We start from the raw sequence: 22,995 nt of genomic DNA on the forward strand, positions 1-22,995 counted from the left end.
CTAGAAATAACCGCGAGCGGCAGCAGGCCCCACTAATCGAACCGACGAGTCTCGACGGCGAGCGTCGAAGGGTCTTAGTCGTCTTCGACGAGGTCGTCGAACTCAGGGATGAGGTCGGAGTCGCCGTCGCCGTTTCCGTCTGTCTTCGTCTCTTCTTCGACTTCGAGACGGTCCACAGAGAGGACTTTCAGTGGGACGTTTTCGAGGCGCTGCCCGATTTCTTTTCGAGCGATGCGGGACGCGTGTTCTTCCTGTTCGACGTTGAACACAGTCATCTCCAGTTGGAGGGCAACGAGGGCCTCGTCTGCGGCGATGAATGCCGGGGGTAACTCCTCGCCGCCGGGAGTGATTCGCGTCCCCATGTTGATTTCGACGTAGTTGAGGTCCGGGTTGAGCATCTCACCCGTCTTCGAGATGGCGATGCGAATCGCCTCGTCTTCGTTCTCGACGTCGTACACCGGGACCGCGGCTTCGACGACGACTCTGCAGTCCATGATTGGTACGAAGTTGTAGCGCGAAGGGTATCAACCTTCTTGCCAGATGAAAAACGGACTCACTCGCCGCCAGAGCGCAAGTAGTGGAACACGTAGGTCTGGGTGTATCCCGCGTACGAACCGCCGAGGCGCTCGCGTATGGCTCGTGACGTATCCGTGTAATTTCCGCGGTCGCAGTCGGGGTAGTGGTCGGCGATGGCCGAGCGAATCCACGTGTCGAGTGGCACCGCTTCGAGGTAGTCAAGCGAGAACAAAAGCACGCAGTCGGCCACCTTGTCGCCGACGCCGACGAACGAGGTGAGGAATTCACGCGCGCTCTCGTAGTCGCGCCCGCGAGCGTCCGCTGGGTCCGCCTCGCCCGTCGCGACCATCTCTGCGGTCCGCTGGACGTAGGGCGCACGGTACCCGAGACTGAGGTCGCGGAGTTCGTCCTCGGAGGTTTCGGCGAGTCGCTCGGCGGGCGGATACGCGTAGTAGGTGTCTCCGTCGAACTCGACTGCCTCGCCGTAGGTTTCTCGGAGGCGCTCTTGCATGCCGAAGATACGAGAGACGCGCATCTGCGCCGAACAGATAAACGAGATGAGACACCCGAACGGCGGGTCACGAACGAGTCGCATGCCGGGGTAGGCGTCGTACGCGCGCTGGACCAGTGGTTCGTCGGGCATTGCGTTGCGAATCGCGTCGAGGTCGTCGTCGAGGCGGAGCAGATGCGTCAAAATCGGGACCGCGTCGGTCGTCGATTTCCACTCCAACTGGCCGTCTCGTTGGCGAACCCGGACGACCGCTGTCTCGTCCGAGACGCCATCGAGCGGCGGCACGACCGTCTGATACCACGCGTCGCCGCCGTAGGCCGCGTCGCGTTCGTACATCCGGCCGTCCGGCCGGTCCCAGAGGTACGACTGGCCACTCTCCAGCGTCGATTGGAGGTCGAACGCGCCGTCGAGGTCCGCGAGGTCGATGACACCCGTCTCCATCGCTTCCACCTTGGGCGCGGGGGATTTGCGGGTTTCGATGCCGGGGCGGGTCCGAACCGTACCCCACTCGTGACTCGGGAGTACGTGCCCGACTCTCAGCGGTTGCGCCCCACGGGGAACTGGACACGCTCCGGGTGGTCGGTGAGTTCAGAGAGGATACGCTCGTACAGACGGTTTCGAACGCGTTGGCCCCGGGTCGGCGGGACGAGCACCCGAAGTCTGAGGACGACCCACGACTCCTCCTGTGCGAGGTTGACCGTCGGACCGTCCGCCACGTCCAACTCGAGTGGCGAGTTGTCGAGTCGGCGGCTATACCGCCGCAAGGCAGCCCGCATGTCGTCGCCGAGTTCCGCTTCGGCCACGTCCAACATCACCTCGCGGGCGAACGCGAGGTCCGTCTCATAGGCGACCTGCACGGGGACTTCGGCCCAAACCCGATTAAACAGGTCCCCGTGGTTGACGACTTCCGACGAGAGGACGAGCGAGTTCGGTACGGTGACCGTCCGGCCGGTCGGTTGGTTCGACGCGAGTTGGCCGCCGGCTTCCCAGAGCGTCGTGACGAGGAAATCGACTTCGGCCACGTCGCCGGAGACGCCCGCAACCGTCACCCGGTCGCCGACGGCGTAGGGGCGCTTGATGACGATGTAGACCCAGCCGATAAGCGAGAGAATCGGTTGCTGAAGCGCAAACGTGATTGCGAACCCGATGACGCCGAACGAGACGAGGACGCCGAGCCACTGCTCTGTGAACGCGCCGAGGACGCCGACGAGCGCGACGAGACCCAAGACCAATCTGAGGATATTCCGGGCGTCGTGGGCGCGGCGTCTATCGGAGAGGCGGTCGACGAACACGGTTATCAGGAGACGGTAGATGCCGTACGTCACGAGCGCGACGGCGAGCGCGGAGAGTGCCTTCGAGAAGAGCACGTCTGCGTTCGGAATCGCGAAATCCGAAAGCGGCGTCGTCGCCCGTACAACTCCCGCGAGGACAGCGGCTAGGAGACCTGCGACGAAGGCACCGAGACCCAGACGGCGAGACATACCGTCGCCGTCGGGTGGGTACATGAAAAAGATGTGGCCGGACCACGGCTCCGAGAGCGCGTTTTGGCGCTATCGCCGGAGCAGCCGACCGAGGAGGAGACCGAAGGCGACACCGACCGCGAGGATTTTGGCGAGTCGACCCCGGTCGGCAAATCTGACGAACTTCGTCTCGTCTTGGGTCACTTCGACGACGCCGAGTGGGGTGGCCTGTGCACCGCCGCCACCACCGAACCCTTCACCGCCTTCTGCGCCGGATTCGTCGGTTCCCGACCCACCGCCCATACCGACTCCGAACGCAACGCGCGCGACGGGGATGACCGTCTTCTCGCCCACGGTGACAGGGTCGCCGTAGACAGTTCGGGCGTCGGTTCGAACGATTGATTCGAGTGGCGAGAGCAGACGTCGGTGGGTCGTTTCGATGTCTATCTCGTGTGCACCGGTCTCGGCTGGTGGTGCGTCGGCCTCGGTTGGCGGCACGTCGACTGTGCTCGGAATCCCTTCGTCGGAGTCCATACGATAACGTAGGTCGGCAATCCGGATAATTACCGCTGTGAGCCTCGTAAACCGAGCGTTTCGGAATTTCTGAGACTCGTTGGAAAAGGCACGTTCCGCAGAAAGTGTCAGTCGGTGGTCGACTATCTAATAAGAATTTAGTGTGTTTCTGAATTCCCTCTCGCATATGACATCCACAAGCAGTGGGGGAGTGGCCATTACATTCTGGACAGTTGCAGCAGCCACCATGCTCGTGGGGCTTGCGGTCGAGATTCCAGCGGCGCTATCCGGCAAGCCAAATTGGGCGTTGCTCGTCGCACTGGCTGCCGGTCTCGTCACTGTGGTACTACACCGGTATCCACATCTCGACGTTGAATTGCTCGACCTGTCGTGATACGCTGCACGCGACACTGCGTGGTATCTCACTCGTACTGACCTGTTTCGCCAAAGCGTCGCTGGCGAGAGTGATTTCGACGGGGCCAGAGGTTCGGAAAAGCAGGCTTCCAGCTCAGTTCCGAATGTGAAGGTCCGTCAGGTCGGCGAGACGGGCCGCGACATCGTCGCCGAGGCCATCGCGAGTGACGCGCCACTCCCAGTTGCCGTCCTGCGTGCCGGGCGTGTTGAACCGGGCGTGTGAGTCGAGGCCGAGGAGGTCCTGCATCGTCGTAAACGCGAGGACGGACGCCGAGTTCCAGACGGCGTCGATAATCGACCACTCGATTTTCGAGCCGTCGGCACCGATATTGTAGTGCAGACAGTCGCGGGTGTGGTCGTCGAGAGACTGGTAGTAGCCGACGAAGGTGTCGGTGTCGTGTGTCGATGTGTAGGCGACCGAGTTTTCGGGGTAGTGCATCGGTTGGTACATGTCGCCTTCGCGGCACCAGTCGGCGTACTGCGGGACGCGCATGCCGGGGAAGGCAAAGCGGTCGCGGAGGTCCACGAGCGAGGGGTCGAGGAAGCCGAGGTCTTCGACGATAAAGGGGAGTTCGCCGAGTTCGCGGTCGACCACCTCGAAGAAGTCGTGGCCGGGGGCGTCTCGCCACTCGCCGTCTGCGGGGTCGTCCGAGTCGGCGTCGATAGCCCAGTACTCGTCGAAGCCTTTGAAGTGGTCGATGCGGGTCACGTCGACGAGGTCGAACAGGCGACGAAGGCGGTCGAGCCACCAGCCGTAGCCGTTCTCACGGAGATAGTCCCAGTCGTAGAGGGGGTTGCCCCAGCGCTGGCCCGAATCGTTCGGATTCGGCGGGACGCCCGCAACGACGGCCGGTTCGTGGTCGTCGTTCAGGTCGAACGCTTCCGGGGCGGCCCACACGTCTGCACTGTCGAGCGCGACGTAGATTGGGAGGTCGCCGACGAGCGTGACGCCCTGCTTGTCGGCGTAGGCGGCGAGGTCGTGCCACTGTTCGTCGAAGCAAAACTGGACGAACTTGCGGTAGCGAATCTCGGCGGCGTGTTCGTCACGGGCGCGTTCGAGCGCGTCTGAGTCGCGGGTTTTCAGTTCCTCGGGCCAGTCTATCCACGCGCCTTCGAACTCGTTTTTCAACGCTGCGAAGAGGGCGTAGTCGTCGAGCCATCCGGCTTCGCACTCGCAGAAGTCCTCGAACGCAGCGTGGTCGTCTTCGGACGCTTCCGCCTCGAATCGGTCGAAGGCGGCCCGAAGGCGCGAGCGTTTGTAGTTGCCGACGCGTTCGTACTCGACGGCGTGGTCGTCGAAGTCGGGAACGGGTTCGAGGTCGTCGTCGGTCAGCCAACCACGGGGTTCGAGGTCCGTAAGGTCGATGAGAAGTGGGTTTCCGGCGAACGACGACGAGGACTGATAGGGTGAGTTCGCGTGCGCGGGCGAGGTCGGCCCAAGGGGACAGAATTGCCACATCGACTGCTCGGCGTCCGCGAGGAAGTCGACGAACTCGCGGGCACCGTCTCCGAGGTCACCGATGCCGTGTGCGCCGGGCAGCGAAGTGACGTGCATGAAGACGCCGCTCTGTCGGGTGAATCGCATACCAATTGCACGGGGTGCAACCCAGTTGGTCCTTTGGGTCGGGACAGGTCATTCACACGTTCCAATATTCGGTACCAAATAGCACGGATTCGGCCGCGTAAGCGCGTTTCGCGCGCCCGTCTCAACAACACTTATTCTCCCCCGTCGGTTTCGTGCGCGTATGAGTGATATCGCTGTCATCCTCCCAGACGGAACGGAACTCTCCGTCGAGGAGGGTGCGACGGTGCGAGACGCCGCGTTCGAAATCGGCCCCGGCCTCGGCAAGGACACCGTAGCCGGCGTCGTCGATGGTGACCTCGTGGACAAGGAGACGCCGCTCCACGACGGCGCGAATCTCGTCATCGTCACCGACCAGTCTGATGAGTATCTCGACGTGCTTCGCCACTCTGCGGCCCACGTCTTCGCACAGGCACTCCAGCGGCTCTACTCCGAGGCCAAACTGACCATCGGCCCGTGGACGGACGACGGCTTCTACTACGACGTGACGAACGTCGACCTCGAAAAGGAGGACCTCGAAGCCATCGAAGACGAGATGCGGAACATCATCGAAGAAGGCCTCGACATCGAGCGCACCCTTATCGACCGCGAGGAAGCACTCGAAAAGTACGCCGACAACCCCTACAAGCGCGACATCCTCGAAACCGAGGCCGCCGGGGACGACGAACTCTCGTTCTACGAACAGGGCGAGTTCGAAGACCTATGTAAGGGTCCGCACGTCGAATCGACGGGCGAAATCGGTGCTGTCAAGCTTCTCAACATCTCCGCGGCCTACTGGCGCGGCGACGAAGAAAACGACACCCTGACGCGCGTCTACGGGACGGCTTTCGAGTCCGAATCCGACCTCGAAGAGTTCCTCGAAATGCGCGCCGAGGCCGAAGAGCGCGACCACCGCAAACTCGGACAGGAACTCGATCTGTTCTCGATTCCGAGCGTCACGGGGCCGGGCCTGCCGCTGTATCACCCCAACGGGAAGAAGGTCCTCGACGCGCTGGAAAACTACGGCCGCGACCTGAACGACGACTACGGCTACGACTACGTCGAGACGCCACACCTCTTCCGGACGGAACTGTGGAAGCAGTCGGGCCACTACGACAACTACCAGGACGACATGTTCCTCCTCGACGTGAACGACGAGGAATACGGCCTGAAGCCGATGAACTGCCCGGGTCACGCGACCATCTTCAAGCAGGGGAGTTGGAGTTACCGCGACCTGCCGGTTCGCTACGCAGAAAACGGGAAGGTCTACCGGAAAGAGCAGCGCGGCGAACTCTCCGGGCTCTCGCGCGTCTGGGCGTTCACCATCGACGACGGCCACCTGTTCGTCCGCCCCGACCAAATCGAACAGGAAGTCGAGGACATCATGGACATCATCCTCGAAGTCCTCGAAACGTTCGACCTCGACTACGAAGTCGCGCTCGCGACGCGCCCCGAGAAGTCCGTCGGCTCCGACGAAATCTGGGAACAAGCAGAATCCCAGCTCAGGTCCGTCCTCGACGCCTCCAAGATGGACTACGTCGTCGAATCCGGTGACGGTGCCTTCTACGGCCCGAAAATCGACTTCGCGTTCGAAGACGCCCTCGGCCGCAAGTGGGACGGCCCGACGGTCCAACTCGACTTCAACATGCCCGAGCGGTTCGAACTGTCGTACACGGGCGAGGACAACGAAGAACACCGCCCGGTGATGATTCACCGCGCCCTCTACGGCTCCTTCGAGCGCTTCTTCATGGTCCTCATCGAGCACTACAACGGCAAGTTCCCCTTCTGGCTCGCCCCCGAGCAGGTCCGTATCCTGCCTATCTCGGACGACCAAATCGGCTACGCGAAGAAGCTCAAGCACGAACTCGGCGACTTCCGCGCCACCATCGAAGACCGCTCGTGGACGCTCGGCCGGAAGATTCGCGAGGCGCAGACCGACCGCGTCCCGTATATGGTCATCGTCGGCGGCAACGAGGAAGAAGCCGGAACCATCTCCGTGCGTGACCGCAAGGAACGCGAGGAACAGGACGTGACCGTGGAGGAATTCCGCGACCACCTCGAAGGCGAAGCAGCCGAAAAGCGCCCCGAGCCTGACTTCCTCGCCGACGAGGAATAGGCACGGCGACTCTCACCTCTAGCGCTGGTTTTTAGGCGGTTACTCGGGGGTGTTCGCCCTGTGCAGCCGCCCCGAGTTCCCGTCTGACGGTCTGTTGGAACTCGTCGCCGCGAATCAACTTCGAGAGGACGCCGAAGTGGCCACAGTTCCACTGGCGTCGGTTCTGCGTCGGCACGCCCCACTCGTCGAGGAGGATGCGCGCCGTCCGCGACGGGGCCATCTCGTCTCGGGTGCCGATATACGAGAAGATACGTTCGGGAGCGATTGCTGGCTCTTTCGGCGGATTGAGAAGCGGTGCAAACTCGTGAAGCGTCTCGCCGGTCCAGCCGGCGGCGTCGAGGACGGTATCGATGCCGAGGAGCTTCGTGAGTTCGCCCGAAAGGAGGGTCTGGTCGACTGCACCCGGCATTCCAACGGGGAACAGCAGGTCCGGTCGCATCGACTCCGGCCAGTCGTCACAGCGACCGCCGACGTGGAGGGCGGTTATCCCACCCAAACTGACGCCACCGACACCGACAGCGGGTGCGCCCTCGGTTCGCGCCCAATCGACGAGGACGCCGGTTTCGAGCGCCGCGGCCGAGTAGAGCGTGAACAACCCAACGGGTGCGCGAGCGATGTACGGTTCGCCGCTGTAGTATCCCGAGAGTTCGCGCCAGCCGTGCCACGGTGCATCCGGGAGGATGACGCGGAATCCCTCCGGAGCGAGCGTCCGTCCGAGGTACTCCTCTTCGGGCCAGTAGACGAGTTGGTCGTCGAACATCCCCCAGCCGGAGTGGAAGATGAGCGTCGGCAGGTCGCCGTCTGCGTCGTCCGGTTCGTACACCCGCGCAGTCGCCTTGTCGCCGAGGTGCGGCGATGGCGACGTGAACCTGAGAAGGTACTCGACAGTGTCCGGTCCGCGAACGGTCGCAGAGCGTTCGACCCGGGGGAACTCCTCTGTCACCCGCGCTTCAGCGAAGCCGTAGAGACGCTCCGGCTCGGCAAGTTCGTGGTGCCATCGAACCTTCGCAGCCTCCGGGTCTGGCGTCTCGAACTTGACCGGCGGCACGAAGTGGTCTTTCGAAAGGAACCCGAAGACGTCACTCGGTTTCGCACGCTGTTGTGAGATTTCGCGGCGTTCACGTTCGATAGCGACACGCTCGTCTGGGAGTGACTCGTAGTCTCCCCAGAAGACGCTGTTCCAGCGTTCCATAGTCTCGTCGTAGGCGTCCCGAATACGGGCGTACTCGGCGAGTGCGCGCTCGATTCTGTCGTGGAGGTGCGGTGCAGGTGGGGCATCGATCTCTCGGAGGAAGGCATCCGGCCCCGCGCTGAGTGCGACGTCGGCGGCAGCGCGGGCGCGGACGACACTAAATTCGCGCGGCAGCGTCCGCGTCTTGAGCGCCTCGAAGGGGCGAGACGTGAATAATCGCCCAGCGGGAGAGGTCAGCAGTCGATGCACCGCGGACGTTTCGAGGTGGTCCATGGGTTGTGATACGCGTGACACGTTAATGACCCTAGGCCCGTGTTGTCACAAGGCGAGAACTGGACGGAAAACGAAGTAGCGTCGTTCAGATGGATGTCAGCCAAGCGTCTGAAAACGACACGAGAGGGAAAAATTCAGAGTTTGACCGGGTCGCCGTCGTCTCTGCTCGCTAACTGTTGGGGCATGTTCAGAATCACAGGTGTCGTGCCGCCGTTTCGACTCGTTACTTCGAGCGTGAGTTGGTCACCCGTCGAGAGCCCCTTGTCGTCTGCTGCGCCGTTAGTTCCGGTTTCGACGTCTGAGGCGGCGATTGTGATGGTGTAGCGGTCACCCATCGTGTTCAACACACCGAAGGTGCCATCGTCGGCAGTCACTTTCTCGATTGCGAACTCGTTCGCGTCCGGGGTTTGTGGAGTCCCGTCGTCACCCCCGGTCGTGCTCTGATTCGTCAGCGTCTGAACCGACGTAGTGCTGATATACTTAATCGTCGTGGTGTTGAGGTCTACGCTTCCAGACCCCGCAGCGAGTCGGAGATTCATCTTGATATCCTTGATGTTGTTTGCAGTCCCGACCACGCCGTGTGCGTTGAGCACCTCGACTCGGTTTGTTATCTTGTTCACACTCTGCTGTCCGGCATCTTCCGCAGTCGCTTGCAGGAACCCGGCAGTGTTCACGAGAACACCCGCCGCGATTGCAGCGACCAAAACCATCGCGATGAACACGATGAGTGTCCCGATACCGACTTGACCACGGCCGTCGTTGCGAAGTGATTCGAACATGTGTTGTGAATCGTTTGGTCGGTCCCTCATCCTCTTGGCAGAATGAAAGAGACAGTGGCGCTTACAATACAATCGAGTAACATAATTCTAGGGAATTCAGAATCAATAACGATAATGTAATACTCATAACTCAACCACCATAGAACCGCATCCAAACACCATCTACTGTGGTTTAGCACAAATACACTATCATCTGCTATCGCTTTCTAGAATAAGAATCGAGAATAGGGCGTGCGATAGCAACAGAAGAATGTTATATTTATAACTAGTTTGCTACTAGGTACCGACCATGTCCGTCCGACAAGGGTTCCTCGTCTCGTGGGCAGACTCGCCCGAAGAGTATCGACCAGTGTTCGAAGACGCTGCTGCGGCCGGTTTCGACTACGTCGAACTCAATATGGAAGGAGCGTTCCACCGAACTCGAATCGACCCCACGTCGGTCCGTGAGGCCGCAGCGGCGAACAATCTGGACCTCACGGTCCACCTCCCGTACCGGTTCGACATGTGTTCGCCCCACGAGCACGTTCGCGACGGGGCGTGTCGGGAGTTGGAGGCGGCGATAGATGTAGCGGTTGAGATGGGCGCAGAGAAGGGCGTCATCCACGCTGACTCCCTAGCGAGACCGGGTCGAATCGGGGAAGAACCGATTCGGGAGGGAATCCGAAACACGGTCCGCCGAATGACAGACTACGGTGCCGAGCGAGGGTTCGAAGTCGTCACCGAGAATCTGAAGGGGCTCGTCGATGCGGCCGAACTCCCAGAACTCCTTGCGGACGCCCACCCCGAAGCCAAGATGTGTCTCGATACGGGCCACGCATTCGTAACGGGGGTCGACGGGGGCGAGCAAGCCGAGCTGCTACGCGACCACGGCGACCGAATCACCCACATCCACCTGAACGACACCCGAATCGAATCGGACGACGAGCACTTGCCTGTCGGACTGGGACGGGTCGATTTCGAACCGCTCGCTGCCGCACTCGTCGACACCGACTGGACGGGAACCTGTACGCATGAGGTGTTCACCTTCAACTACTCGCGAGTCCACCGCGGGAATGGAAAACCGTACTTCGACGAGTTGCTGGCGAGGGACTGACTCGAAGGAGTGTGCGCTGCGAGAGCGGCGGTGAAACCGTCGACGTGCTATTTCTCGGATAATTGGGGACCGGATAGCATCAACTGTGAATTTGCACGAAGACTAATAGATGAACTTATTATCGCTATATCAAATGGTGCTGGCGTCACCTGAAAACGACGAACAGTACCACTGCAACAATCTCACTCCTCGAACCGCCAGCGTGTCGCGTCCGTCGGGAAGTCAGCCCACGCCAGCACGCGCTGTGGGCGAACTCGAAACACGGGCGTACCGTGACGAACGTCGTACTTCGCTTCGTACGCGTCGTCGATTCGGGTGAGTGTCTTTTCGGTGGCTGTCTCAGTGTCGGTTCGTTCCGCGCCGAGTCGCTCGGCGACACCTTCGAGAATGACGACCTCGGTTCCGCTTTCGGTGTGAACCGTGAGCCTCGGGTTCGTGTCGAGGTTTCGGACCCACCGTGTCTGCTCACCACCGCCGCAGTGGAACGCGCCGTCGACCCAGACGCCCCACACTGGGCGTGCGTGTGGACGCCCGTCCGGCCGCGTCGTCGATACCAAAACACCCGCTCGCGGTCGAACGTCTGCTCGACTGTCGACCACTCGATGAGGCCCGACTCCCGCTTTGGAATCCCGTAACTTGGCTCTGTCACCGGCCGGTCACGTATCGGTGTGCGCGTTGGCTCGTCAGTCATGCACACCGTACGGCAGGAGAAGAATTAACTACGAAGTCAGGGCCAGACTCACCACTGTCCGAGCGCGCCAGTCCCGTGGGACCACACGAGCACGCCGAGGAAGGAGAGGACACCGGTGAGAGCCGACCCACCGCCGACGTAGAACACCCACTCCATCCCCACGTCGGTCATGAGGTAGCCGCCGAGGAGGGGTGCAACGACGCTGCCGGGTCGCCACAGCAACTCGCGAATACCGAAGCTGCTGGCGACACCTGCGCCGTCAGAGCCTTCGTCAGCGAACAGTGCCATACTGGCCGGTTCGCGGATACTGTCCGCGATTCCGAGGAGGCCGGCGAATCCGACGAGAGGCAGAAACGCAGGCGAGAGTGGACCGAAGACGGGAAACATCGACGGAAGCCCGAGCGCCTCACCGATGGCGGGCGAGAATGGAACGGCGAGCGCGACCAAGCCGTAGAGGCCGCCGCCGACGAAGACGAATCGGGCTCGGCCATAGGTGTCTGAAGCCCGGCCGGTGAAGGGCTGACAGAGCATATTGGTGAACTTCTCCGCGACGACTGTGGCCGCGACAGCAATCCCACCGTATGCGAGGCCGCCCGACGCGGCAGCGACGCCCGCGTAGATAGGAACCCACGTGCGGACGAGTGTAACAGAGACGGCGTACTGCACCCGGAACGTCGCCATCGTCAAGATACGCTCGTTGAGCGCGAGGTCGGTGAAGGGAAAGCCGTGGACTGTCGTCTCGTCCGGTGGGAGGAACACCCAGATACCGATGGTTGCGACAGTCATCAAGACCGTGATGACGACGAAGGTAGGCGTGAATCCGAACGCGTCGTAGAGGAACCCCGCGCTGAGACTCCCGAGAATCGACGCCGCGAATCGGGCGGCATTCGCCTTACCGATGTGATTCGCACGAGTGCCCTGCGACGCGAGTTCGCCGACGAGCGCGAGCGACATGAGACCAGCACCGGTGACAGCAACCCCCTGAGCGGCACGTGCGACGACGAACGAAAGGCTCGAATCGACGAGCGGGAAGGCGGCGTAGACGACAGCACCGACGCCGACCGTTCCAGCGAGAACTAACCGTTTGTCGTAGCGGTCGCCCGCCCACGCAAGTGGCACGACGGCGACAGTCTGTGCGAACGTGAACCCCGTCGTGTACATCCCGATGACGAATCCGCGCGAGAGCGTTGCGCCGCCGAGAACGACGCTTCCGACTGCGATTTCGGGGAGCACTAACGCGGTCGGGTCTAGCTCGTTGATGTATTTCGGGAGGAGTGTGACGAGGGTAATAAAACCGAACCCGCCAGCGAACCGAGTGAAGTACAGCGCCCAGAACCTGAGGCGGGTGCGGTCCATACGTCGTCTCTAGGTATCGACCGAAAAGATATTTCGAAACTGTCGCCGGCGTGAGGACGCTGGTAAATGCACTCTGTATTGTGGCCAGGTATTTTATTTGAGCCGTGTCTAGACATGCTAACATGAGTCAAAGTGGTGGGAGCAAGCCGGCCGAGCGAGCCGAAACACGGCGTGTTAGGGTGGAACGGGAGATGAACGACCATCGAGCAATGACTGTCCGCGTAGTCGATTCCGGTGAATGCCGTACACTGGTGGGGTACGGGTCACCGAGTGTTCGTCGTGCACTCGAACGGACAGCAGCGGGAGAAACGGTGACGCTCACGCTTGCGCCGACGCCAGGACGCGGAAACACGTGGCTCGCGCTCGATTGCTAGGGTCCGAGTAGTATCTTGGCACCGCCGACGAGACCAGCGAACAGAACGACGAGAACCGTCCCCGCGATGACGTCGCTTCCGAACAAGACGGCGAAGTCTGGCGTGAGCGACACGAGAAACCGGTCTGCCCGAAAGTGGTCGGGGATGCCAACCGCGAGCCCAAAGACGCCAGCGACGAGGAACGTCATGAAGACGAGGATGAGTCCGGTCCGGTCGCTCTTGGGCATGAGACCATCCACACCGTCGTGTGGTATAAGTTATCGGGAACGTCCTACGTATCGAGACGCTCGGCTCTCGAGGGCATTGTTTCGGAAAGGAAGTGGGCCGGACGCGATTTGAACACGCGACCGTCTGATTAAGAGTCAGACGCTCTGCCTAACTGAGCTACCGGCCCTGCGCTTCCTCGTAACCCCCGGTTGGTAAAATGACTTTCCTTTCTGTACGGCAACGGCAGAGAGACGCACACGGCGAAGGGGTGGTGTCCGGGTGCCGTCCATGAGAGAGAACGGTGGGTGTTAAGTGTCGGCCCACCGGAGTAGCCGCCAACGATGAGTGCAGGGGTTACAGTCTCCTCGATGTCCACCTACGCGATTCTCGGCTGCGGGAGCGTCGGGCACGCGGTGGCCGAGGAACTGACAGACGAAGGGAAAGACGTCCTCATCCTGGATAAGGACGAAAGCCGCGTCGAAGCCCTGCGCGACCAGGACCTAAACGCGCAGACGACAGACATTGCCGACGAGGAAGTCGCCGACGCCGTCGCCGGCCGAGACGTCATTCTCATCCTCGCGTCGGATGTCGAAGCGAACAAGGCGGCTGTTTCGGCCATCCGCGAGCGCAACGACGACCAATTCATCGTCGTCCGCGCGTCCGACCCCGTCTCCGAGGACGAACTCACGAAACTCGGGGCCGACGTGGTCATCAACCCCTCGGAGGTCATCGCCGACTCCGCGCTTCGAAGCGTCGAATCCGGCGAACTCGAATACAAAGCGCGCCAGTTGGCAGACCTCCTGCGCGAGACGGACCACGGAATGGCGATTCTCACCCACGACAACCCCGACCCGGACTCACTCGCCTCGGCTGTGGCGCTGCAAGCCATCGCCGACGAGTACGACGTCGACGCCGATATTCTCTATTCGGGCGACATGGGCCACCAAGAAAACCGGGCGTTCGTGAACATCCTCGGTATCGAACTCACGCCGCGCGGAGACGCGAAAGCGCTCGACGAGTACGGTGCCTTGGCGCTCGTCGACCACATGAAGTCGGGGCTGCCGGACATCGGAGATGCGGACATCGCCGTCTTTATCGACCATTTCGAACCCGACGAGGGCATCGACGCGCAGTTTACCGACGTTCGGCCGAACGTCTCGTCGACGTCGACCATCCTCACGAAGTACATCCAGGAGTTCGACCTCAGCCCCTCGAAGGCGGTCGCCACAGCACTCCTGTACGGCATCCGTGCTGAGACGCTCGACTTCAAACGCGATACGACACCCGCGGACCTGACCGCGGCGGCGTACCTCTATCCCTTCGCCGACCACGACATCCTCGAAAAAGTCGAGTCGCCGTCGATGTCGCCGGAGACGCTGGACGTGCTCGCCGAGGCGATTCAAAACCGAGACGTTCAGGGGTCGCACCTCGTCTCGAACGCCGGGTTCATCCGCGACCGCGACGCCCTCTCGCAGGCCGCACAGCACCTCCTGAATCTGGAGGGCATCACCACGACGGCCGTCTTCGGCATCGCCGACGACACCATCTACCTCGCGGCGCGGTCGAAGGACATCCGCATGAACATCGGGAAGATTCTCTCGGACGCCTTCACGGGAATCGGCGAAGCGGGTGGCCACTCCACACAGGGGTCCGTCGAGATTCCGCTCGGCATCTTCACGGGTATCGAGTCCAGCGACGACAACCGCGATACGCTGTTGCAACTCACCGAAGAAGCGGTAAAGCGGAAGCTCTTCCGTGCGATGGGTGTCGAAAGCGGGGAGAGCGGAAACGGTAGCTAATCAGACAGCCAGCGACTCTTCGTCTTCGTCGGGCGTCTTCAGGCGCTCGATAACGTCGTTGATGAGAATGACGTCGCCGACGGCGCGAACCCAGCGATACGGGATGAGAACTCCCTTCCCGGGTTCGATTTGTCCGCGGAACAGTTCTTGATTCAGTTCGGTCAGTGCCATTCCAGTGACTGACTCGTGGTCCAAGTCGAGACGGACGTCTTCGACTTCACCGACGAACATACCGCTGTTCGAGTAGACCTCGCGGCCGACGAGCGTCGTAATCTCTTCGGGCGTCCCGTCCATATCCGCCATCATGAGATGCCGGGCCTTAATTGTTCGTAGCCCCCCGCAATCGACGCAGACGCATGGCTGACGGGCGTCAGACGGCACAACAGATGAAGAGCTGACAGGGGGCTGAAAGAGTCGGAGAAGTCGGGAGATGTCGGTGGAAGTCGGGAGAAGTTGGTGCAGTCGGGAGAAGTTGGTGCAGTCGGGAGAAGTCGGTGAAGCCGGGGGAAGTCGATGGAGTCGATAGGCGGCTTACCGACTCGGTGCGACGAGTTGCACCGGATGTTGGGTCGGCCGACTGAGGAGCGAATCGAGTTGTTCGAGACACGACGTCCCGCTGGCGACCACAGTTCGGTCGCGCGTTTCGTCGGTCTGGAACTGTGACTTGAGTTCCGAGCCGACGTCCATGCTCAGTTCGTAATACTCGGACTTGTAGCCGAACGAGCCAGCCATCCCACAGCACTCCACATCGGAGGTCGCCACGTCGAAGCCGAGGTCTGACAGGACGGCTTCGGTGTAGCCTTCGAGACCGAGGGTACGCTGCTGGCAGTGGCTGTGGTAGGCCACTTCGTCGCCGTCGACGACCGAGAGCGCGTCGGCATCGGCCCCGTTTTCGAGCAGTCCGAACACGTACTCCATAACCTCGTAACTGCTGTCGGCGATGCGTTCGAAGGACTGTTCGGGGAGGAACTTCTCGTATTCGCCTCTGAACATCGCGAGGTCCGACGGCTCGATGACGACGATATCGTGGCCAGCGTCGATGTACTCGGAGAGGCCGGCGTACACGTCGTGAGCGTGGTCTTCGGCGGTCGAAATCATGCCCTGCGAGAGCGGGGCGCGACCCGACGACCGAACGTCGGGAACGACGACCTCGACATCGAGGGCTTCGAGGGCGCGGACGGCGGCTTTGCCGCGTTCGACCTGCACGTGGTTGGTGTACACGTCGGGGTAGAGGACGGCAGTTCGCGTCGGATTCTCGACGCGCGACCCCCGAGCGTCGAACCACTCGACCAGCGTCTCGCGTTGGAATGCCGGGAGTTCCCGGCGCGCGTCGATGCCGAGGAAGCGCTCCATGAGATTTCGCGAGATGGACGACTGGGCGACCCAGTTAGAGACGGGCGCGAAGAAGCTCCCGACCTTCGCGGCCGTCTCGAAATTGCCGAAGAACCGCTTTTGGAAGCTGACTCCGCCGGGTTCCTCGTCGGGGGTGAGACCCTCGACCAGCCAGTCAAGTTCCGAGACGTCGCCACGGTTGACGCGGTCGCGGACGACTGTGTTTATCCACGGGATGTCGATTTCGACGGGACAGGCAGTGGTACACCGGCTACAGCCGGTACAGAGGTCGTTGAACTCGGCCGCGGAGTCGAGTCCTTCGACGCCCGCTTCCCACCCGGTTCCGATGCCGCCGGAGTAAGTCTCGCCGCCGAAGGCGTGTCCACCGACGTGCTGGAAGTTGGCGCAGACGTTCGAACACGCCGAACACCGGATACAGTAGAGCGTCTCGCGCAACTGGTCGTCGTCGCGCATGGTCATGCGACCGTTGTCGATGAGGACGAGGTGGTAGTCGCGGTCAGTCTCGCCGTCTGTAATCGGGGTGTCCGGGTCGTCGAAGTCTACCGTCGGCGACTCGACGGGCGGGGTCAGAAGCGAGATGTAGGAGGTGATGTCCTGTCCGGTCCCCGATTTCCCGATGAGTTCGACGAAGGGCTGGAGGTCTTCGACGGTCGGGATGAGTTTCTCCACACCCGCGACAGCGACGTGCGTGTCGGGTACGACGGCCGTCTTTCGGGCGTTCCCCTCCGAGGTGACGAGGGCAATCGTTCCCGTGTCGGCAGTGATGAAGTTCGCCCCGGTCATGCCCACGTCAGCGTCTTCGATGAGTTCGCCGAGTTGCTCGCGGGCGAACATGGTGAGTTCCTCGGCCGTCTCCAGCGGTTCGTCGGGGTCGAACGTCTCGTTGAACAGGTCGGCGATAGCGTCGCGCGACTTGTGGATAGCGGGCGCGACGATGTGCGAGGGTGCCTCGTCGGCGACCTGCAACACCCACTCGCCGAGGTCCGTCTCGATGACCTCGGTTCCGGCGTGTTCGAGTGCTTCGTTGACCTCGATTTCCTCGGAGGTCATCGATTTCGATTTGACGACCCGCTCGGCGTCTTTGTCCTTGCAGACCTCGCGGATGTAGCGATTCGCGTCGTCGGCGTCGTCGGCGATGTAGAGCGTGCCGCCGTTTTCTTCGACCGTCTCGCGGAGTTCGTCGATGAGTTCTGGCAGGCGCTCGATGGCGTCTTCCTTGATGGCCCGAGCTTCTGACTTCAGCCCCTCGTAGTCGTCGAGGGTCTGAACCGACTCGTATCGACCCTGGTTGAATCCGCTGGTGCCGGTGTTGACGGCGTCGCCTTCGGTCTCCATCAACTGCCGAATCTTGGCCGCCTTGGCCTCGCGCGCCTTACTCATCGAGAATCACCACGTGAACGTCTTTGGGACCGTGTGCGCCCTTGACCAGTGCGCCCATGTCGGCGGTGGCACTGGGTCCCGTCGCAATGATAGCCGAAGAGTGACCCGTGCGGAACTCCTCGCCCAGCCATTCGAACGCCTCGGGCATGCCGGAGACGATGTCCGACTGCCGGAGGACGGCGACGTGTCGGTCACAAAAGAGACTCACGGGTTCGACACCGTCGGGTGTGCCCTGCACGACGACGCTGCCGTAATCCGCGATGCCGATTCCTGCCGCCGTGACGCCAGCCTTCGCCTCACGGAGGTCCGCCGGTGTAGGGTTCGTGTTCACCCATTCCGGGAGTGGTGCGCCGAACGGAAGTGGAACACCCACCGCCGGGTCGTCACAGACCTCGCGGAGGACGTCGCCCAACTCGTCCGAAGACGTGTGTGTCCAGCCTACTTCGAGCCGTTCGAGAGAGTCCTCGAACGTCGCAACCGTGCCGGTTGACATGTGTTCGCATTACATGTTCTGCATAATCGTTCTTCGGGTTCGAACAGCCCTGTGTCGGTTAATTATGAAGGTTTCAGCTATTCACGAGAACCGGCCTTTCGCCTCGTCTGCACCCGGAACAGTATTAGATGATTGATGTTTTCCGACGGCCGAGCGTCCGACAGTGTACCCCTGAACGAGGAGGAATCCAACCCACAGGACGTACCCGCCGGGGTTGCTTCCGAGAATCGTCGGCGCGGTGTCGAACACCGGGAACCCGAGTTCGACGAGCGTCGTCCCCATGAGAAGGACGCTAAAGTAGCCGTAGAAGCCGGATGCCCACCACATGGCCGCGACGCGTGCCCACCCGGGCTGGACGTGTTCGGGGAGACGCGTCGTGTTCATCACGAGGACGAGCGCGGTGTAGGGCCACATCATGATGCCGGACATGGCAGCACCCACGACGAGGAAGAAGAACGGTTCGCGCCCCTCGAACGGCGAGGTGAACGCGAAGATGATGATGAGCCCCCACAGGCAGAACGCCGTGAGCAGTCGCCAGAAGAGTTTGGGGAGGTCCCATCCGGCCTCACGGCCGAAGGATTCGTAGAGCGCATCTGCACTGTTTCGAACGAAGGATTCGACGATGGCGTACTCGGTCGTAAACAGGGCGACAAAGAGGATGGCGAAGACGAGGAACGTCCCGACGGGACCGACCATCGGAGCGATGCCTCCGAGCCACATCTGAATCGCGTCGGTCGTCTCACCCGGCGAGTAGTGAATGGCGACGCTCATCAGCGCCGGTGCGACGAGAAGTAATCCGACGACGAACGTCAGAAGATGTTCGAGTTGGACGACTTTCCACCACCCGCGCCAGCGACGGAGGTTGGTCACGGTCGGCCGGAACGTGAAGCCATCGCGCTCGATTGGTTCCGGGTCGTCACCGCGAAGCGGGTTCTTCACTCGGCCTTGGTAGTTGCCCATGCCGTACCCCTTCTCGCGCATCCAGAGACTCTGGGAGAGGTTGAGGTACCCACCGGCACCGGCGAACGCGAGCCCGCCGAGGAACAACGCGATATCGAGGCTCTCGGGGAGGGTTCCGACCGACCCTGCAGCGTCGGGGATGGACCCGAACTCGACCCACGACCCGGTGACGGCGACGAGCATCAACGCCGCCCCGATGGCGACGAACAGGAGTCCAATCTGGAACACCTCGACGGCGTTGTACATGACCGACGACATCTGATACGAGAGCCAGATGACGCCCATCAACGCCGCGGCGATGAGTTTCCACGACGAGACAGCGAAGCCGAGGACTTCGACGGTCCCGCTGAAGCCGAGTCCGACCGTGGCGACCTGTGCGGCACCGGCGGCCCACCCGGGCCACCCGAGACTGATGAGGCCACCGAAGAGGAAGAGCCACGGCCAATACGTTCCCACGCGCGCGAAGGCGCGGAAGATGCTCTCACCAGTGGCGAGTGTCCACCGCTGGAGTTCCGTGTTGATGACGAACTGCGTGAGGATACCGACGAGGAACGCCCAGAAGAGCGTCCACCCGAACTGCGAGGTCAACACCGGCCAAAAGAGCGTCTCGCCGCTTCCGAGCGACGCGCCGAGCATGATAGCCGACGGCCCGACGACGTGGCCGACTCGGGGGACGCGAGGAAGGTCGGCGACTCGGAACGACCCGCCGGTCCCCTGGTCGGGGTATTCCTCGGACTCCGGTGCTTCGTCGAGGTCCTCGTACCGAAGCGGCAGGTACCACGTTCCGCGGTACTGTTTCCCCTCTACTTCGGAGGCGTACACGTCGTCGCCACCGGTGGGGTGGTCGTCCAGCGACCGATTGGCGTCTTCCCACTCACGGGTGTCTGCCGTCTCTGTCGCTGAATGGTCGCCGCCGGCGCTCGTCTCTGTCGTTGACGGGTCGCTTGGAGAGCCGTCTCCGGCCCCGGGGTCAGCGTCACCGTCGCTCATCGACATCCCCATCGAGAGAAGCTATACCCGGTAAATCGTGGGACATCGGTGCGTCTGCCGTGAATGGTTCCTCTCATGGTATAAAATCGTGGGATGTGGCACCAGCAGTGACGGAGTTTAGCCGCCGAGGAAGTGCCAGATGTGGCCACGTTCTTCTGGCGGGTCGACACCGGGAAGTTGCTTCAACGCCGGTTGGATGGCGTTCCACCAGCCTTCGGCGGATTCGAACCCCGCGGGGTAGTCGTGATACACGTCGCGGAGGAAGTCCGCTTTCTTCGCCTCCGGGTGGTCGGTGAGGTAGTCGTATGCGGCCGAGAGCGCCTCGCGCCGGGAGTCGAGCATCGGACCACTACCCGGAAGGTCAGCGGCCTCGATAGCGTTCGAGACAGCCGGCGGGTGGTCGCTCGTGTTTGCAGCGTCAGTTGGTTCGGAAGCGGGTGTCGCAGCCGATTCGGCCTGCCCATCGGCAGTCTGTTGCGTCGTCTCGGGCGCCTGCTCGGGAGATGCAGGAATCGGGACCCACCAGACGCGACTCCGTGCCCCGACTTTCCTCGTCGCGAGGTCGCCGCGCTCTTCGAGTTCGTTCAGTTTGTTGTGCGCCGTTCGACGCGAGCAGTCGAGTTCCCCCATCACGTCCGCTGCGGTCAGTGGTCGGGCGGCGTCGTCCCGGTCGTCGAAGACCGTCAACACCGCGTCGAGCGAGATGCGGCCGACGTACTGCCCGTGCTCGTTTCGGGGGCGCGCGCCAGCCTCGTCTTCCATGGTTTGTCCTTTGCACACGAGGGTAAAAGCCTTTACACACGAGTGAATTGCCAATTCATTCGTGTGTAATGGCCATTTCACACGAGTATACTGGTTGTATGTGACGAGAGAACACAGTTTAAGTTGGAAAAATTGTGAATGGGTTAGAACCGCTGAAACGCCTGTTTTTGAGCTTTTAATCGTCTATTTCGGTTCCTTCACACGTGTGTATTGGTCTCGATAGGACAGGAATTGAGAACCTAATTTCATGTCACAAATCGGGACGAACGATAGGTATATATCACAAAAGTTGTGTACGAGATTCCACGATGCACGGAATCAGGCACGGAACTGGAATGGCATCGGCTGGAATCAACAATGGTGGTGGACAGCATGGTTAGTGCGACCGACGCACTCATCGCGCTGCTTCCGCTTCTGACAATCGCGTACCTCATGGTCGGGCGCTATTGGCCCGCGACGCGGGCGATGCCCGTCGCGTGGGTCGTCGCAGTCGGGGCTGGCGTCGTCGGCTGGGGAATGTCGGTACAGTGGATCGCGGCATCGACGATTAACGGGTTCATCACGGCAGCGAACATCCTGTACATCGTCTTCGGGGCAATCCTCCTCCTGTACACGCTCAAGCAGACGGGCGCGTTCGACGCGATAAACAGCGGGTTCGCGGATATCAGCGAGGACCGCCGCGTGCAGGTCGTCCTGCTCGTGTTCCTCATGGGCTCGTTCATCGAGTCGGCCGCTGGCTTCGGGACGCCCGCAGCCATCGTCGGCCCGCTTCTCGTCGGCCTCGGCTTCCCGCCGCTGGCCGCCGTCGTGGTCGCCCTTACGGGGAACCTGATGGCGATTACCTTCGGCGCAGTCGGCACGCCGCTCATCATCGGGATGATAGACATCTTCGAGAGCGTCGAATCCATCAGCACCGAAGTACTCGGTACCGGAAACTTCGAGACTATCGCGGCGTGGGTTGGCGAAATCGCCGTGTTCGCCGCGATGCACCACGTCATCGTCGGCATCGCACTCCCCTTTATCGGCGTCGCGATGATGACGCGCTTCTTCGGTGAAGAGCGGTCCATCAAGCCGGCGCTCGAAGTGCTCCCACTCACGCTCTTCGCGTGGGCGTCGTTCTCGGTCCCGTACTTCCTCACCGCGTACTTCCTCGGACCGGAGTTCCCGGGGCTGCTCGGCTCGATGGTCGGACTGGCCGTGACGGTCGCCGCGCTCAAGGCGGGCTTTTTCCACCCCGACGAGGAGTGGGACTTCGAACCCGAGTCGGCGTGGCCCGACCACTGGGTCGGTGACATCCAGCCCGGCGAATCGACCAGCGACAACGTCTCTGTCGCCGCCGACGGTGGGAGCGTTCAATCGAGCATGCCCGCGTCCGCCGGACAGATGTCGCTTCTGAAGGCGTGGACGCCGTACGCGCTCGTCGCGCTCCTGCTCGTCGTTACCCGCGTTGCCGACCCCGTCAAGGCCTTCATCACGAATGACCTGTTCGTCGTTGGATGGAGCAACATCCTCGGGACAGGTCTCGGAAACGACTTCGCGTTCCTCTACCTGCCCGGCGCGGTGTTCATCGCCGTCCACCTGCTGACGATTCCGATTCACGGGATGGGAAGCAAGGAAATCAAGGCGTCGTGGACAGAGACCATCGAGAAGGTCACTCCGGCGGTCGTCGCACTGCTGTTCGCGGTCGCGACGGTGCAGATTATGTTGCAGTCCGGTGCAGCAACGGGGACCGACAGCATGCTCATCGTCCTCTCGGAGGGCATGGCGAGCGTCGCTGGCTCGGCCTACCCGTTCTTCGCCGCGTACGTGGGCGCGTTCGGCGCGTTCCTCGCGGGGTCGAACACCGTCTCAGACATCCTCTTCGGCACCTTCCAGTACGGTGTCGCAGACCAGATTGGCACGCCTAAGACCATCATGCTCGGGGCACAGGCGGTCGGCGGTGCCATCGGGAACCTCATCGCCGTCCACAACGTCGTCGCCGCGCTCGCGGTCGTCGGCCTCGTCGGCGAAGAGGGTCGGGTCATCCGCCTCGAACTCATCCCGCTCGTCTACTACGGGACTGCCACCGGCATTCTGACGCTCCTGTTCAGCTACGTGCTGTTCCCGGGCGTGTTCTGAACGGTGGCGGCGGAATGGCGTATCGGCAACGAATTTCGAGCAGATTCACCCACTCTCGGGTGTCTTTATTGTGTCACACAAATC

The 22,995-nt window shown here is 61.9% G+C and carries 19 protein-coding genes, 1 tRNA gene and 1 pseudogene; 5 read left to right on the forward strand and 16 right to left on the reverse strand.

What is annotated here, in order from left to right:
- Positions 1-74 precede the first annotated feature (74 nt).
- From C453_RS10690 to C453_RS10705, 4 genes are all read right to left on the reverse strand, one after another.
- On the reverse strand, positions 75-494 hold the full coding sequence (locus tag C453_RS10690; protein ID WP_008324476.1) for a DUF555 domain-containing protein: 420 nt from the start codon (positions 492-494) through the stop codon (positions 75-77).
- 59 nt (positions 495-553) lie between these two features.
- Entirely contained in the window at positions 554-1,468 is a 915-nt protein-coding gene (locus tag C453_RS10695; protein WP_008324477.1) for a DNA-3-methyladenine glycosylase family protein, read from the reverse strand.
- Between the two features lie 95 nt (positions 1,469-1,563).
- A complete protein-coding gene (locus C453_RS10700) occupies positions 1,564-2,508 on the reverse strand; it encodes a mechanosensitive ion channel family protein (RefSeq protein WP_049907639.1) in 945 nt (314 codons plus the stop codon).
- Between the two features lie 69 nt (positions 2,509-2,577).
- On the reverse strand, positions 2,578-3,021 hold the full coding sequence (locus tag C453_RS10705; RefSeq protein WP_008324479.1) for a GerW family sporulation protein: 444 nt from the start codon (positions 3,019-3,021) through the stop codon (positions 2,578-2,580).
- A 166-nt stretch (positions 3,022-3,187) separates the two neighbouring features.
- On the opposite strand from C453_RS10705, the gene C453_RS10710 reads away from it, so the two are divergent.
- Complete coding sequence (locus tag C453_RS10710) at positions 3,188-3,394, forward strand: hypothetical protein (RefSeq protein WP_049907633.1); 207 nt, start codon at positions 3,188-3,190, stop codon at positions 3,392-3,394.
- A gap of 114 nt (positions 3,395-3,508) precedes the next feature.
- On the opposite strand, the gene malQ is transcribed toward C453_RS10710, so the two are convergent.
- On the reverse strand, positions 3,509-4,999 hold the full coding sequence (malQ, locus tag C453_RS10715; RefSeq protein ID WP_049907634.1) for a 4-alpha-glucanotransferase: 1,491 nt from the start codon (positions 4,997-4,999) through the stop codon (positions 3,509-3,511).
- Positions 5,000-5,159: 160 nt separating this feature from the next.
- Here malQ and thrS point away from each other — a divergent pair, with 160 nt between their 5' ends.
- Positions 5,160-7,091 carry a threonine--tRNA ligase gene (gene thrS / locus C453_RS10720; RefSeq protein ID WP_008324484.1) on the forward strand — a complete coding sequence of 644 codons (1,932 nt, stop codon included), beginning with the start codon at positions 5,160-5,162 and terminating at the stop codon, positions 7,089-7,091.
- Between the two features lie 31 nt (positions 7,092-7,122).
- Here thrS and C453_RS10725 read toward each other — a convergent pair whose 3' ends face one another.
- Both C453_RS10725 and C453_RS10730 read right to left on the reverse strand, forming a co-directional pair.
- Positions 7,123-8,556, reverse strand: coding sequence for a hypothetical protein (locus C453_RS10725; RefSeq protein ID WP_008324485.1), 1,434 nt, complete (start codon positions 8,554-8,556; stop codon positions 7,123-7,125).
- Between the two features lie 134 nt (positions 8,557-8,690).
- On the reverse strand, positions 8,691-9,335 hold the full coding sequence (locus C453_RS10730) for an archaellin/type IV pilin N-terminal domain-containing protein (protein WP_008324486.1): 645 nt from the start codon (positions 9,333-9,335) through the stop codon (positions 8,691-8,693).
- Positions 9,336-9,624: 289 nt separating this feature from the next.
- On the opposite strand from C453_RS10730, the gene C453_RS10735 reads away from it, so the two are divergent.
- The gene (locus tag C453_RS10735; protein ID WP_008324487.1) at positions 9,625-10,428 is read left to right on the forward strand and encodes a sugar phosphate isomerase/epimerase family protein; all 804 of its coding nucleotides are present in this window, start codon (positions 9,625-9,627) and stop codon (positions 10,426-10,428) included.
- Positions 10,429-10,610: 182 nt separating this feature from the next.
- Here C453_RS10735 and C453_RS10740 read toward each other — a convergent pair.
- From C453_RS10740 to C453_RS10755, 4 genes and pseudogenes are all read right to left on the reverse strand, one after another.
- Positions 10,611-11,119: pseudogene (locus C453_RS10740) on the reverse strand (pyridoxamine 5'-phosphate oxidase family protein).
- 48 nt (positions 11,120-11,167) lie between these two features.
- Positions 11,168-12,475 carry an MFS transporter gene (locus tag C453_RS10745; protein ID WP_008324489.1) on the reverse strand — a complete coding sequence of 436 codons (1,308 nt, stop codon included), beginning with the start codon at positions 12,473-12,475 and terminating at the stop codon, positions 11,168-11,170.
- A 370-nt stretch (positions 12,476-12,845) separates the two neighbouring features.
- Positions 12,846-13,076 (reverse strand): hypothetical protein, encoded by a 231-nt coding sequence (locus tag C453_RS10750; protein ID WP_008324491.1) that lies wholly within the window; start codon positions 13,074-13,076, stop codon positions 12,846-12,848.
- A gap of 93 nt (positions 13,077-13,169) precedes the next feature.
- Positions 13,170-13,243 (reverse strand) — tRNA-Lys (locus C453_RS10755).
- 154 nt (positions 13,244-13,397) lie between these two features.
- On the opposite strand from C453_RS10755, the gene C453_RS10760 reads away from it, so the two are divergent.
- Entirely contained in the window at positions 13,398-14,855 is a 1,458-nt protein-coding gene (locus C453_RS10760; protein WP_008324492.1) for a DHH family phosphoesterase, read from the forward strand.
- Here the strand turns inward: C453_RS10760 and C453_RS10765 are convergent, their stop codons facing one another.
- The 5 genes from C453_RS10765 to C453_RS10785 form a co-directional block, all read right to left on the reverse strand.
- Positions 14,856-15,149 (reverse strand): PRC-barrel domain-containing protein, encoded by a 294-nt coding sequence (locus C453_RS10765; RefSeq protein ID WP_007540571.1) that lies wholly within the window; start codon positions 15,147-15,149, stop codon positions 14,856-14,858.
- A 237-nt stretch (positions 15,150-15,386) separates the two neighbouring features.
- Positions 15,387-17,588 (reverse strand): LUD domain-containing protein, encoded by a 2,202-nt coding sequence (locus C453_RS10770; RefSeq protein WP_008324493.1) that lies wholly within the window; start codon positions 17,586-17,588, stop codon positions 15,387-15,389.
- Positions 17,581-18,081: a LutC/YkgG family protein gene (locus tag C453_RS10775; RefSeq protein ID WP_008324494.1), complete on the reverse strand. Its 501-nt coding sequence runs from the start codon at positions 18,079-18,081 to the stop codon at positions 17,581-17,583. The genes C453_RS10770 and C453_RS10775 overlap by 8 nt, the downstream gene beginning before the upstream one ends.
- 81 nt (positions 18,082-18,162) lie before the next feature.
- Positions 18,163-20,037: an Nramp family divalent metal transporter gene (locus C453_RS10780; protein WP_008324495.1), complete on the reverse strand. Its 1,875-nt coding sequence runs from the start codon at positions 20,035-20,037 to the stop codon at positions 18,163-18,165.
- Positions 20,038-20,148: 111 nt separating this feature from the next.
- Positions 20,149-20,793: a helix-turn-helix domain-containing protein gene (locus C453_RS10785; protein WP_008324496.1), complete on the reverse strand. Its 645-nt coding sequence runs from the start codon at positions 20,791-20,793 to the stop codon at positions 20,149-20,151.
- A gap of 372 nt (positions 20,794-21,165) precedes the next feature.
- On the opposite strand from C453_RS10785, the gene C453_RS10790 reads away from it, so the two are divergent.
- A complete protein-coding gene (locus C453_RS10790; RefSeq protein WP_008324498.1) occupies positions 21,166-22,911 on the forward strand; it encodes an L-lactate permease in 1,746 nt (581 codons plus the stop codon).
- Positions 22,912-22,995 lie beyond the last annotated feature (84 nt).

Source organism: Haloferax elongans ATCC BAA-1513 (genome assembly GCF_000336755.1).
Lineage (GTDB): Archaea > Halobacteriota > Halobacteria > Halobacteriales > Haloferacaceae > Haloferax > Haloferax elongans.

Coding starts and splice junctions, on each gene's coding strand:
- C453_RS10690 (WP_008324476.1), bottom strand. CDS start 494: ATGGACTGCAGAGTCGTCGTCGAAGCCGCGGTCCCGGTGTACGACGTC.
- C453_RS10695 (WP_008324477.1), bottom strand. CDS start 1,468: ATGGAGACGGGTGTCATCGACCTCGCGGACCTCGACGGCGCGTTCGAC.
- C453_RS10700 (WP_049907639.1), bottom strand. CDS start 2,508: ATGTCTCGCCGTCTGGGTCTCGGTGCCTTCGTCGCAGGTCTCCTAGCC.
- C453_RS10705 (WP_008324479.1), bottom strand. CDS start 3,021: ATGGACTCCGACGAAGGGATTCCGAGCACAGTCGACGTGCCGCCAACC.
- C453_RS10710 (WP_049907633.1), top strand. CDS start 3,188: ATGACATCCACAAGCAGTGGGGGAGTGGCCATTACATTCTGGACAGTT.
- malQ (WP_049907634.1), bottom strand. CDS start 4,999: ATGCGATTCACCCGACAGAGCGGCGTCTTCATGCACGTCACTTCGCTG.
- thrS (WP_008324484.1), top strand. CDS start 5,160: ATGAGTGATATCGCTGTCATCCTCCCAGACGGAACGGAACTCTCCGTC.
- C453_RS10725 (WP_008324485.1), bottom strand. CDS start 8,556: ATGGACCACCTCGAAACGTCCGCGGTGCATCGACTGCTGACCTCTCCC.
- C453_RS10730 (WP_008324486.1), bottom strand. CDS start 9,335: ATGTTCGAATCACTTCGCAACGACGGCCGTGGTCAAGTCGGTATCGGG.
- C453_RS10735 (WP_008324487.1), top strand. CDS start 9,625: ATGTCCGTCCGACAAGGGTTCCTCGTCTCGTGGGCAGACTCGCCCGAA.
- C453_RS10745 (WP_008324489.1), bottom strand. CDS start 12,475: ATGGACCGCACCCGCCTCAGGTTCTGGGCGCTGTACTTCACTCGGTTC.
- C453_RS10750 (WP_008324491.1), bottom strand. CDS start 13,076: ATGCCCAAGAGCGACCGGACCGGACTCATCCTCGTCTTCATGACGTTC.
- C453_RS10760 (WP_008324492.1), top strand. CDS start 13,398: ATGAGTGCAGGGGTTACAGTCTCCTCGATGTCCACCTACGCGATTCTC.
- C453_RS10765 (WP_007540571.1), bottom strand. CDS start 15,149: ATGGACGGGACGCCCGAAGAGATTACGACGCTCGTCGGCCGCGAGGTC.
- C453_RS10770 (WP_008324493.1), bottom strand. CDS start 17,588: ATGAGTAAGGCGCGCGAGGCCAAGGCGGCCAAGATTCGGCAGTTGATG.
- C453_RS10775 (WP_008324494.1), bottom strand. CDS start 18,081: ATGTCAACCGGCACGGTTGCGACGTTCGAGGACTCTCTCGAACGGCTC.
- C453_RS10780 (WP_008324495.1), bottom strand. CDS start 20,037: ATGTCGATGAGCGACGGTGACGCTGACCCCGGGGCCGGAGACGGCTCT.
- C453_RS10785 (WP_008324496.1), bottom strand. CDS start 20,793: ATGGAAGACGAGGCTGGCGCGCGCCCCCGAAACGAGCACGGGCAGTAC.
- C453_RS10790 (WP_008324498.1), top strand. CDS start 21,166: ATGGTTAGTGCGACCGACGCACTCATCGCGCTGCTTCCGCTTCTGACA.